The sequence below is a fragment of the Polaromonas sp. genome, assembly GCF_030689685.1.
GTDB lineage: Bacteria > Pseudomonadota > Gammaproteobacteria > Burkholderiales > Burkholderiaceae_C > Polaromonas.
This window is the reverse complement of the sequence record NZ_JAUYEY010000080.1, coordinates 45,717-56,765: the sequence shown is the minus strand read 5'-3', so window position 1 is coordinate 56,765 and position 11,049 is coordinate 45,717. Positions and strand designations below refer to the sequence as shown.

Genomic DNA, 11,049 nt, shown 5'->3' with positions numbered 1-11,049 from the left:
TCTCGATCCTGCCAATTCCTTGAGCATCGCTTCCTGCGCCTGAGAAAGAATCAGTGCCGCACGTCCAGATTTCCTTGCCATAATCCGCCTCCGTCAAGAGTTGCAAATGAATTATGGCAATTATCTGCTATTATGTAACTTTATTGTTGGAACGAACTACTGGGAGCCTGTCGAAGCCTGCACCGCACTTGTCAACAAGCTCAGTGGGTAATGACGACCAGCACACTGCAGGGTGCGCTTTCAATCAGTGATTTCGACACCGAGCCACGCCACCAGCGTGCGGCCCAGCCGTCCAGGTGCCGGTGACCGACCACAATCAGATCGGCGCCGATCTTGCCGGCGTACTTGGCAATCTCGTCAACAGTTTCACCGAGCAGCACCTCGCCCGTGGCCTGGTGGCCGGAAACCGCGAGCTGGCTCAGACCCTCGTCGAGGATGTTTTTGTACTTTTCCTTCTCGGCTTCGGCCAGGCTGCGGTCGTAGACACCGCCCTCCACACCAATCAGGTCCATGTACAGCGGCGTGACAGCAATCAGTGTCAGCGAGGCCTGGCTCCACTGCGCCAGGTCGCGGCAATCGAGCAGGGCCTTCTGCCCGGATTTGGAACCGTCGTAAGCCAGCAATATGTTCTTGTACATGGTGTTGATCTCCAGGGTGGGCACCAGCGTATGCGGTGAAAAGATGCTTCAAAGGATAGACGCTCCATGGCCGGTGTGCAAGGCGGGATAGTCCTCGGGACCCTCTGCCTGACTCCCGCCGAGCGCGGCGGGAGTCAGGCAGAGGGTCCCAAACTGCGAGAATCTGCTCATGCACGCCTTGCTGCCGTCCGCCCTTCGCCGCCACCTGCTGCTGGCCGGCGGCGCTGCGGGCCTGCTCAGCGCCGCCGGCAGCGCACTGGCCCTGCCTGCAAAGCCATTGCAGTTTCCGCGCGATTTTGGTGCACACCCGGACTTTCGCACCGAGTGGTGGTACATCACCGGTTTTGCCAGCGCCGGTACGCGTACTTTTGGTTTCCAACTGACTTTCTTCCGCTCGCGCGTGGACGGCACGCAGGCCATGACCTCGAAGTTCGCCGCCAAACAACTGATTTTTGCGCACGCCGCCATCACCGATGTGCGGGGCAACAAGCTCTGGCACGACCAGCGCATCGCGCGCGAGGGTTTCGACATTGCCAGCGCCAGCATGCAAGCCATGGCCCTCAAGCTGCGCGACTGGACACTGCAAAGTCAGGGCACAACCCACACGGCCCGGCTGCCAGCGGCCGACTTTGCGCTGAACCTGCAATTCACCGACACCCAGCCGGTGCTGCTGCAAGGCCAACAGGGCCTGTCGCGCAAAGGGCCGGACGACAAACAGGCGAGTTATTACTACAGCCGTCCGCAGCTTGCCACGCGTGGCAGCCTGCAGCTCAAAGGCCAGACCTTTGAAGTCAGCGGCAAGGCCTGGCTGGACCACGAGTGGAGCCAGGAACTGCTGCACCCGAGCGCCGTGGGCTGGGACTGGATAGGCATGAACCTCGACGACGGCAGCGCACTGACCGCCTTCCGCCTGCGCGACAAGGACGGCAATGCGCTGTGGGACGGCGGCTCATTCCGTCCGGCCAAAGGGGATGTTTCCCCTTTCAGCCGCGGCGAAGTGATCTTCAAGCCGCAACGCCGCTGGAAAAGCCCGCTGAGCCAGGCCAGCTACCCGGTTGAGTGGACAGTCCGCACACCCGCCGGCATCTACACCGTGCGCGCCGTCATCGACAATCAGGAGCTCGACAGCCGCCAATCAACCGGCGCGATTTACTGGGAAGGCCTGAGCGAGCTGATAGACAGCAACGGTAAACGTGTGGGGCGCGGGTATCTGGAGATGACGGGGTATGCGGCGGTGTTGAGGTTGTGATGGGGTCTCCATCGGCTGATAACGGCAATATGTACTTATCGATAGTTAATTAAATTCGCTATTCAAACGACTGGGAGTGGCTTGCCCGTCAAAATGATAGTGAGGGACTTTGACCCCCGAGTCATTGCCACATAGAGATCCTTAGCGCCCAGCGAATCGGCATCCAGAATCACCGCATGGTCGTATTCCAGACCTTTCACAAGCAAGGTAGTGCCTATGAGTTTTCTATGGCTAATTGGCCCCCCCGTATGCCTCATCTCACGCTGATACAGATGTGCCGACTGAACGAGAGTCGCCCCTTCACCGTCTATGTGCAACTTCAAGACGTTCAAGAAGCGGTAGAGCAAATCTCGCCGGTAGGCTGAAGTCTCAGGGTTGGCTTTCAGCATCAAAACGAAGGCTCTGAGGTTCTTGCTCGTCGGAGCAGAGAGATACAGATTGGCCGCCTCAAGCAGCAAAGGGTATTTCGTCGCCTTCGTTTCCTTGGCGATATTGCCAAGCTTGGTGCCTGCCGTCAGAGTCTTATCAACCGCAGTGAAGCACTTTTTGGCAAAGTCCAACACAAGAAGGAAGCGACCCTTGGCTGTCGTCGCCACATCAAGCTTCTTGACGAACGTGAAGAGAGCCTTTCCCTCCACCTCTTCAATGGAAGAAAACCGTCCAGCCATCGTTCTTGCAAGAAGATGCGTCTTGTTCTTTGATTCCTGATCACCGCCATGCAGAGCGATGACGGAAGCGTTGTTCCCCAACAGATCGCAAAGAGACGAATACTGCTTGTTAGCCAAATACTGCGGATCGGTGTAGGTGCGCTTGACGCTGGCAGGCACACCATTGATGAGGTCAATCTTTTGGCCTTGTTCCAAGCTCTCTCTCACAGCCTTCAGCCAAGCACCAAGCTTTGGCTCTCCGGCATTGTCCCAGCGCCACGGCTTTTCCAACTGACCCAGGCATTTGAAGTGCGGATACACGTTGACGTGCCAGTCCACCGGCTTGCCGTCGTCAAATTCAAAAATGGCCTGCATCGGATCACCGAGGATGCGGCTTGGTAGAAAGTGGGCCAAAGCACACACAAGGGCATGCTGAAGGTCAGAGCAGTCCTGGTACTCGTCGACATACACGCCAGCGTAGGTGGATTTCAGGACATGGCCGATGAACTCTTTGCCAAGCAACACTGAACAACACTCGTAGAGCTTCGCCCATTGCTTGCTCGTTGGGTTCTCAATCTTCCAACCCGAAGTCTTCGGGTAGGCTAGGCACAGACGAAGGGACCAACTGGCAATCGTATCGATCTGGTACTTGGACGATGGCACACCGAGGGTACTCATCTTCGTCTTGATTGAATTCACGCCGGCAAACGTGTGGGTCAAGATCAACTGACGATGGTTGGCAGCTTTCACCGCCATGGCAATCAAGTGCGTCTTGCCATATCCAGCAGGAGCTATGACATATCCCTTGGTCGTGCATTCGCCCAATTTGATTGCAAGTCCCTCAGACATTTTCCGCCCAAGTCCAGAGTTTCCCCAGCTTTACGCCTATGTCTTTCTTGGCAAAATCTGCGCTCGCAAAGGCCGGAATCAACGTCTTGAACCACTGATCACCTCTGGTTGTATCCTTGAACCAACCTGCCGTCTTGGCCGCCAAGCCAATGTCTATTCGCAGCTTTTGGCTCTCTACCCACTGACCGATATCCTTATCCAAGTCGGCCATGAATCGTGAACGCACCTGGTCGTACGCTGCGAAGCTCAAAACGTCTTGCGCAAGCTTGACGCTTGCTATCACGCTAGGCCATGGCAAGTCCTGAAATACTCTTTCTTCCAAAGACAGCTTCCCGTCCCAGACAGTTACGGGAATTCCAAGGGCAACGAGATCGGCTACGTCAGCCGGTGAGAACTGGTCGTCGGCGTCAGCGTCGGCCAGCACCGCCACCTCATAGCAGAGCGACTTGAATGCTTTTGCCAATGCTTTGACCTTGCTGCCGCCCGCCGCATTGAGCAGTGAAAGGCCGTGGTATGAGAACGAATCTTTGCCCTTCCCTATCTGGTAGTCGTCAAAGCCTCTCAGGAAGCCGACTTCCGTGGCCCCCTCACAAACGAGGACCTTTTTTGCCAAAAACGCTTCAGTGCTGGACCGAATCTTCCCTTGAACCTCGTGTTCCTTGAGGCTCTCCGAGGCAGCCGAAATGATCTGAACTACACCTGCCTTGTTATGGACGATATAAAGCTCCTTGACGGTGAGCTCTCGCAGAACGACGGGCGAATGCGTGGTGAGGAAATACTGCCCACGCTTGTCTTCTCGCACATGCTTGAGAAGCCTGGAAATGCGATGAGGCTCCAGCCCGAACTCAACCTCATCAAAGAGGGTTATGTGACCTTCTTCGAGTCCCATTTTTTGAATGCCGCACAGGAGCATTCTCCGCGATCCCAACCCCAACTGACGCAAGGGAATGTCGCCGTCATGAAGAGCCAATCCACCAACTTTCAGGTTGATAGAACTTAAGTCTAGATGAGCCTTGTAAGTATCCAGCACGGGAACACCAAGAAGCTTCGCTATCCCCTGCGACTTCTCGGCAGCGGCGTCGAAGTTCTTCAGAGTGACAGGGCGGTCAACATCAAGGGATATTCGGGCCGTTCTGGAAGCATTTGCCAGAAGTTCATTCAAGCTTTGGGCTTCGGTGAGCTTGGCTAACGCCGTTCCAGTAGCCCATGAAAGTTGCCTTTCACTATAGGCACCAATCAATCCAACACTGACCTTGTCTCTGTCGGGTTGCTTGAACGGCACTCCTTCAGGATTGCGATCACAGAAAGCAACCCATTTAGGTTCTAGTTCTTTCCCAACAGTAAATCGTATCGTCAGAATGGGTTCGAGGTCGTCATCCGGCTCATCTGTGAGCTTAAGCGTCTTTGTGTCCCACCCCCGCAGACAATTCCCATATTTATTCAAAGAGCAGAACTCTTCAATCAGCTCACCAATTGATATTTCAATCACGATGGTGTTTTCGATTTTGCATTGGAAAAAATCGGCGTCGTTAAGTGTGAGATTCCAGTGAGGATAGAAAGCATACCGAATCGCTTCCAGAATGGTGGACTTGGAAGAATCGCCTTTACCGATCAAGCAAAAAATATCTGCCGTTGGCAGACTCCATTCAAGCTCCTTGACTCCGCGAAAGTTCTTGATTGATATTTTTCTGATTTTCATGGCCCGAGTCCTCCTGATGTCTATTTGTGATTGAGTTCAACCTATTCCTAAAGCCCAGAAGCGATTATTCTCTCAAACTGCCAGTCGTACCACCTTCATATGAGGATCATCCCCGACTGGTTCGCAACTACGGAGAAGCTCAAATGGCAAAGACCGATCAAGAGTATGTGGATATGGCGAAGACGCTAGCTGACTGCGACAACCTGATTGGAAACGCCATAGGGGTTGACAACGGCCAACTTGCCCTGTTGGCGCGGAAGAAGAAGATCGTCCTTCAAGCCGCCCAGCACGGCTCAACGAGCCAAGTTGACGTCGAAGCGTGGAACGGGATCTACGCCATCGAGGAATACCGTCGGTCGCAAGGAAAGCAACATTGACGCGCCAACTACACCCGCAGAGTCATTGACAACCGAAACGGTGACATCGTCGCAACGGTGGACGATACCGTATGCAGAGCCCAACCGACCGACGGCTTCCAAGAGATGATCGATGCCGGACTGGACGAATTTTTGTGGGAGAGGCTAGTGCTGCGTTTCCCGGAAAAATTTTCGGCACGCGCTATCGAGCAAGCTCGAGCTAGGTTATCCGAATAGCCCGGGCACCAGAAAAAGTAGCTGCAATGTAGTCCTCGCCGACCAGCAACCCGCCGGTTCCGATGGCCTCTTTGGCCTCAAATCAGTCGTCACCGCTAACAATCGATAACTACATATAGCCGATAGTGAGTTTGGCCGGTTCGCCGGTCCGGCTAGCAGGCGCGCCGCTTATGCGGCTGTATCCACCCGCGTGCCAGATTTTTTGCGCTATTTGCGCGGCGCACAAAACACATGTGTTTTGACAGTGGCAGCCCAGTTCTTGCCCATGTCTGTAAATTTGCATTCCGATTCCTGATACGACATGATCGCCTCGCGGGTGCGACAGGCGCGGATCGCCTTCTTTTCGGCCAGTCCGCGCGCGTTGTCACAGGCCATAGCTTTGGAAGGTGCCATCTGGACCGTTTCGTCCTTTACGCCCTTGTCGGCCCAAACAGCTGGGGATACCAGGCCCAGCAACACCACCAACCCCATGAACAGACGCTTCATACAGCCATGCTTTCAAAAATGGGGACTGCGATGGTCTTGGATGAAGTGGCTTGTCGCAGTCCCACCGTGGCCACCAGAATGGGCGGGTGACGGCAAGTCATTGTTGCTGCAAGCTGTGCCGGCCAAAAATCGCCCGAACCGGTGATTGCACGGTGCGCCCTGCTGTGTTAGCCAGGCTTTGCACCACGCGGCAACACCAACACACGCATGCCGTGGCAGCGTGGTGTGCCTGGAAGAAAAGCCCACACCCTTTGGACCCAAAGCCCAGGCAAGTTCAGCGACCCTAGCCGCTGAACCACTTCGCCGGCACGGTGACCAGCCAGGGAAAGGCCACCATCAGAAACATCACCGCAAACTCGGCCGCCATAAAGGGCAACACGCCACGGGTGACGTCGTCCATCTTCATCTTGCCAACACCGGCCACCACGTTGAGCACCGTGCCAACAGGCGGGGTCACCAAGCCTATGGAGTTGTTGATGATGAACATGACGCCGAAGTAAACCGGGTCAATGCCGGCCTCTCTGACCACAGGCATCAGCACCGGCGTCAGGATCAGGATGGTTGGCGTCATGTCCATGGCCGTGCCCACCACCATGACCAGCACCATGATTGCTGCCATCAGCAGGATAGGCCTGTCCATGACGGGCTTGAGCAAGTCCACAATCATGCCTGGCAGGTTGGCAACCGTGATCAGCCAGGCGCTGACCATGGCGGCGGCGATGAGAAACATCACAATCGCGCTGGTTTTGGCCGATGCTACAAATACCGCATACAGCTGCTTCCACGTCAGTTCACGGTAGATCACGGTGGATACAAAAAGCGCATACACCGCGGCAACCACGGCCGCCTCGGTCGGTGTGAATATGCCCATGCGCAAACCGACCAGAATGATCACCGGCAACACCAGGGCCCAGGTGGCCTGGCGGAAAGCGGTGGCAACTTCTGCCAATGATTTGCGTGGCGGCGGCACAATCGCCTCGCTTCTGACCAGCCATGCCCAGGTGACCCAGAGGGCGCCACCAATGAGCAGGCCGGGCACGATGGCCGCCATGAAAAGTTTGGAGATGGACACATTGGCGGCCACACCAAAAATCACCAGCCCGATGCTGGGCGGGATCACTGGCCCGATCACACCCACAGCAGCAATCAGGCCGCCGGCTCTGGCCTTGTCATGGCCGGCCTTGACCATCATGGGCAGCAGCAACGCGGTCAGGGCGGCCGCATCTGCCACCGCAGAACCCGACAGTGCCGACAGCAGGCAGCCCGCCATGATGGTCACGTAGCCCAGCCCGCCCTTGACGTGGCCGACCAGCGCCAGCGCCAGGTTGACAATGCGGCGCGACAGGCCGCCCACATTCATGATCTCGCCGGCCAGCATGAAGAAGGGCACAGCCAGCAAGGGGAAGCTGTCTGCACCGCCTATCAGGTTCTGCGCCAGAATCTGCGCGTCAAACAAGTCCAGGTGCCACATCAGGGCCAGGCCACTGGCCAGCAAGGCAAACGCAATCGGGATGCCAATGGCCATGGCCAACAGCAGGGAGCCGATAAAAACAACAATGGTCATGGTGCAGCGCCCCCTTTGACGGGTGCTGCGGCACTGGCCAGCAACTGCTGCAGTTGCACGGCCTCTTCGGACTCCTGGATCATGACCAGTTCGTCGTCAGACAGCTGGCCCGTGACGATGCGCCACAGGTCAAACAGCAGCAGGGGCATGGCCAGCACCGCAAACACACAACCCACGGACGACACAATCGCCATGGAAAAGCCGGTGGTCGGTGCCGATACATCCCAGTTGATCCGGGACTGGTCAAGGCTTCCCTTGAACAGCAGGATGACGATGCCCATCATGACCAGGTGCCCCACCACCAGGCAGAGCTTTTTTCCCCAGGCCGGCAAACGGCTGACCACCAGGTCCACGCCCAGGTGGCCGTGCTCACGCAGTGCAACAATGGCACCCAGAAAGGTGCCCCAGATAAACAGCCAGCGCGAGACCTCTTCCGACACGGTGATGCCGGAGTTGAAGCCATAACGCAGCACCACATTGCCAAAGACCAGAACCACCATCAGGGCCAGGCCCAGGGCAATGAGGAACTCCAGAAACTTGCTGATCCGGTCAATGATGTGTGTCACGCTGTCTCCTGGTTGGCGCGGCTGACCTGGCGCTGGTGGCTGCACGCTTCATGGCTTGTGTCGATCATGATGGACATGATGCCTCAGTACGCCGGCAGCGGCGTGGGCAGGTGCAGCACGTCTTCAGCCAGCCACAAGGCGCTGCGGCGCGCGCGCTCGGCCACCAGCGGCAGCGGCAGTTGCTGGTAGTCGTCGTTGAAAACTTCAAAGCTGTAGTCACCTCGGTAGCCGGTGCGCTGCAGCCGCAACACCAGGTCGGCGAGCTGCTCACTGTGCACGCCCTCCCCCGGAAACACGCGGAAGGTGCGGGCCGTGGTCATGCGGTCTTCAAACGTGGGGGTTTCGTGCCACATGAAATCCGACAGCTGCACCAGAAAAATGCGCGCCGGGTCGATGTCGGCGATGGCGTCCAGCGGCGTCTTGGCAGCAAAGATATGAAATGAATCCAGGCCCACGCCGAGATTCGGGCAATCGGCGCGCTCCACGATGTCCCAGGCGCTGGTGTACTCGTTGATCACGCGGCCCCAGGACAGGCCTTCGTAGGCAATGCGGATGTCATGCGGCAGCGCCAGCATGGCCAGTTTGCGCAGGTCGCGCGCCAGTTCGTCAGGCGCATCGGTGGCATGGGCAGAAGTGGATGAACAGGCCAGCAGGACGCGGCTTCCGAGCGCCGCGCACATCTGCAGCATGGCTTTGGCAATGTCCACCTTGTAGGCATGCAGGTGGCCCGACAGGCCCTCGAAGTCGCGCAGCACCTGAAAACCCGTGGGCCGCAACCCGCTTTGCCGGACCGCATCAACCGCAGCCTCCCAGCCTTGCGGATGGCCCACGAGGTCGCGAGCATTGAGCATGACCTGCGAGAAACCCGCGCGGCGGATGGCAGCCAGCTTGGCCTCCAGCGGCCCGGCCAGCGTGATGGTGTCCATCCCAAAACCATCGGTGAGTTTCATATCGGCCCGGCTGGCTCAGGCGCTGCGGCGCACCAGCTCGAACGTGACCGAGCCAAGCAAGGTCTGCGTCAGCGCGCCGTGGTCCTCGGGATGCAGTTTTTCTGATTCGACAAACGCCACCCCGCGGGCACGCAAGACGGCAACCGCGGCATGCACGTCGGGCGCACCCAGGCCGATACGGCGCAGGGATTCGGGTGTGCTGTCGGCTTCCATCATCGGATCAGGCTCGACCAGTTGCCACATGAACTGGCCGCAAGGGCTGCGCAAGAGCTTGCCCTTGGGCATGATGCCGAAGCGCTCCTGATCGGGGATGGGCACAAAACCAAACATCTCGCGGTAGAACGCGGTCCACTCGTCGCTGCGGTACAGGTTGATGTACTGGACCAGGCCGAAGTAGTCGAGACCGGCAAGCGCCGGCGGAGAGGAATCCACCGTGGGAATGGGCCTGAAGTCGATGTCGTAAATCGAAAAATCCTCATGCCGATCCACAAAGTAAAAGCGGCAGCCACCCGGGCCATGGATCGCCGGAATGTTGAGCTCCATCGCCTGCGCATGGGCGGGCACATCCCAGGCGCCCCGCTCTACGCACTGCGCGTGGGCTTTGCGCGCATCGCGGACCCGGAAGGCAACCGCCGACAGGGCCGGGTGGCCACCTTCCGATGCGCTCACGCGCGCATCGTCCGGGTGCGCGTTGACCAGCAGGTTCATCGCGCCCTGGCGGTAAAGGATGACCTCGCGCGAGCGGTGGCGCGCCACCGGCCTGAAGCCCATCAGCTCAAGAACCTCCCCCAGGGCCTGCGGCCTGGGCGTCGCGTATTCGATGAATTCGATGCCGGAAAACCCCAGCGGGTTGGGCAACTCGGGCAGCGCCTCGCGGCCGGCATCAAGCGGGTTCATGCGCAGCCCTGATTTTGTCGGGCGCCACCAGTTGGCGGAAGTGCGCCTCCATGCGCTGGGGGCTGGCCTGTCGGCCGGTCAACAGCTCAAAAGCACCGATGGCCTGGCCCACCGCCATGGTGCCGCCATCGACCACCTGGCATCCGCAGGCGCGCGCCTGGCGCAGCAATTCGGTCTCCAGCGGGAAGTACACAATTTCAGCCACCCACAGGTCGGGCCGCAGCAGCCGGGCCGACAGCGGCATGCCGGGCAACTTGTCCATGCCGGTGGGCGTGGCGTGGATCAGGCCAGATGCGCCTTTGAGCGCGCCTTCGGCATCCGGCACCGCCTGGCTGCGCGCGCCGTACATGGTGTTCAGCGCAGCCGCCAGTTTGCCGGCGCGGGAGGTGTCCGGGTCAACAATGAGGAGTTCGCCCGCCCCCATGCGTAACACCGCATGCGCAATGGCCGAACCGGCACCGCCCGCACCAAGCAGGACTACCCGGCTCAGCCCGGCCTCAGGCAACGCACGCTGGAAACCCCAGCGCCAGCCCGAGCCATCGGTGTTGTGGCCGATCAGGCGGCCGTCCCGCAACACCACGGTGTTGACGGCGCCCATGGCCGCAGCCTCTGGTGACAGCTCATCCAGGTAAGGCAAGACAGCCTGCTTGCAGGGATAGGTCACATTCAATCCGGCAAAACCCATCGCCCGGGCCGCTTCGAGAACCTGCGGCAGCATGGCAATGGCGCGCGCCGGCTCATGCAGATCGATCAGTTGGTAATGAAGACGTATCCCATGGTGGCGGGCCTCGGCCTCCTGCATCACCGGCGTGAGCGAGCGCCTGATGCCGGTGCCGATGAGGCCAGCCAGCATGCGGGTCTCTGGCGGTTCGGTGAAATCGACAGCGCCCATGGGTACCTCAGCGGCGACC

11 protein-coding genes are annotated in these 11,049 nt (G+C 58.7%); 2 read left to right on the top strand and 9 right to left on the bottom strand.

Annotated features, from left to right (window positions below):
• Positions 1 to 200 precede the first annotated feature (200 nt).
• A complete protein-coding gene (locus tag Q8O29_RS17690; protein WP_305565188.1) occupies positions 201 to 638 on the bottom strand; it encodes a universal stress protein in 438 nt (145 codons plus the stop codon).
• Positions 639 to 807: 169 nt separating this feature from the next.
• Between Q8O29_RS17690 and Q8O29_RS17685 the strand changes: the two genes are divergently transcribed.
• Complete coding sequence (locus Q8O29_RS17685) at positions 808 to 1,887, top strand: lipocalin-like domain-containing protein (protein WP_305565186.1); 1,080 nt, start codon at positions 808 to 810, stop codon at positions 1,885 to 1,887.
• Between the two features lie 62 nt (positions 1,888 to 1,949).
• Here Q8O29_RS17685 and Q8O29_RS17680 read toward each other — a convergent pair whose 3' ends face one another.
• A complete protein-coding gene (locus Q8O29_RS17680) occupies positions 1,950 to 3,383 on the bottom strand; it encodes a UvrD-helicase domain-containing protein (protein ID WP_305565184.1) in 1,434 nt (477 codons plus the stop codon).
• The gene (locus tag Q8O29_RS17675; protein ID WP_305565182.1) at positions 3,376 to 5,082 is read right to left on the bottom strand and encodes an ATP-dependent endonuclease; all 1,707 of its coding nucleotides are present in this window, start codon (positions 5,080 to 5,082) and stop codon (positions 3,376 to 3,378) included. Before Q8O29_RS17675 ends, Q8O29_RS17680 begins: the two co-directional genes overlap by 8 nt.
• A gap of 143 nt (positions 5,083 to 5,225) precedes the next feature.
• Here Q8O29_RS17675 and Q8O29_RS17670 point away from each other — a divergent pair, with 143 nt between their 5' ends.
• A complete protein-coding gene (locus Q8O29_RS17670) occupies positions 5,226 to 5,459 on the top strand; it encodes a hypothetical protein (RefSeq protein ID WP_305565180.1) in 234 nt (77 codons plus the stop codon).
• Between the two features lie 423 nt (positions 5,460 to 5,882).
• On the opposite strand, the gene Q8O29_RS17665 is transcribed toward Q8O29_RS17670, so the two are convergent.
• The 6 genes from Q8O29_RS17665 to Q8O29_RS17640 form a co-directional block, all read right to left on the bottom strand.
• The gene (locus Q8O29_RS17665; protein WP_305565178.1) at positions 5,883 to 6,161 is read right to left on the bottom strand and encodes a hypothetical protein; all 279 of its coding nucleotides are present in this window, start codon (positions 6,159 to 6,161) and stop codon (positions 5,883 to 5,885) included.
• Positions 6,162 to 6,444: 283 nt separating this feature from the next.
• Complete coding sequence (locus Q8O29_RS17660) at positions 6,445 to 7,725, bottom strand: TRAP transporter large permease subunit (RefSeq protein WP_305565176.1); 1,281 nt, start codon at positions 7,723 to 7,725, stop codon at positions 6,445 to 6,447.
• Entirely contained in the window at positions 7,722 to 8,291 is a 570-nt protein-coding gene (locus Q8O29_RS17655; RefSeq protein WP_305565174.1) for a TRAP transporter small permease, read from the bottom strand. The genes Q8O29_RS17660 and Q8O29_RS17655 overlap by 4 nt, the downstream gene beginning before the upstream one ends.
• An 83-nt stretch (positions 8,292 to 8,374) precedes the next feature.
• Positions 8,375 to 9,241, bottom strand: a complete 867-nt coding sequence (locus Q8O29_RS17650) for a sugar phosphate isomerase/epimerase (RefSeq protein ID WP_305565172.1) — start codon at positions 9,239 to 9,241, stop codon at positions 8,375 to 8,377.
• 15 nt (positions 9,242 to 9,256) lie between these two features.
• Entirely contained in the window at positions 9,257 to 10,138 is an 882-nt protein-coding gene (locus Q8O29_RS17645; protein ID WP_305565170.1) for a VOC family protein, read from the bottom strand.
• A complete protein-coding gene (locus Q8O29_RS17640; RefSeq protein WP_305565168.1) occupies positions 10,125 to 11,030 on the bottom strand; it encodes a shikimate dehydrogenase in 906 nt (301 codons plus the stop codon). The genes Q8O29_RS17645 and Q8O29_RS17640 overlap by 14 nt, the downstream gene beginning before the upstream one ends.
• Positions 11,031 to 11,049 lie beyond the last annotated feature (19 nt).

What these genes read in the sequence shown, in the direction of transcription:
- Q8O29_RS17690 (WP_305565188.1), bottom strand. Translation starts at nt 638, where the DNA reads ATGTACAAGAACATATTGCTGGCTTACGACGGTTCCAAATCCGGGCAG.
- Q8O29_RS17685 (WP_305565186.1), top strand. Translation starts at nt 808, where the DNA reads ATGCACGCCTTGCTGCCGTCCGCCCTTCGCCGCCACCTGCTGCTGGCC.
- Q8O29_RS17680 (WP_305565184.1), bottom strand. Translation starts at nt 3,383, where the DNA reads ATGTCTGAGGGACTTGCAATCAAATTGGGCGAATGCACGACCAAGGGA.
- Q8O29_RS17675 (WP_305565182.1), bottom strand. Translation starts at nt 5,082, where the DNA reads ATGAAAATCAGAAAAATATCAATCAAGAACTTTCGCGGAGTCAAGGAG.
- Q8O29_RS17670 (WP_305565180.1), top strand. Translation starts at nt 5,226, where the DNA reads ATGGCAAAGACCGATCAAGAGTATGTGGATATGGCGAAGACGCTAGCT.
- Q8O29_RS17665 (WP_305565178.1), bottom strand. Translation starts at nt 6,161, where the DNA reads ATGAAGCGTCTGTTCATGGGGTTGGTGGTGTTGCTGGGCCTGGTATCC.
- Q8O29_RS17660 (WP_305565176.1), bottom strand. Translation starts at nt 7,725, where the DNA reads ATGACCATTGTTGTTTTTATCGGCTCCCTGCTGTTGGCCATGGCCATT.
- Q8O29_RS17650 (WP_305565172.1), bottom strand. Translation starts at nt 9,241, where the DNA reads ATGAAACTCACCGATGGTTTTGGGATGGACACCATCACGCTGGCCGGG.
- Q8O29_RS17645 (WP_305565170.1), bottom strand. Translation starts at nt 10,138, where the DNA reads ATGAACCCGCTTGATGCCGGCCGCGAGGCGCTGCCCGAGTTGCCCAAC.
- Q8O29_RS17640 (WP_305565168.1), bottom strand. Translation starts at nt 11,030, where the DNA reads ATGGGCGCTGTCGATTTCACCGAACCGCCAGAGACCCGCATGCTGGCT.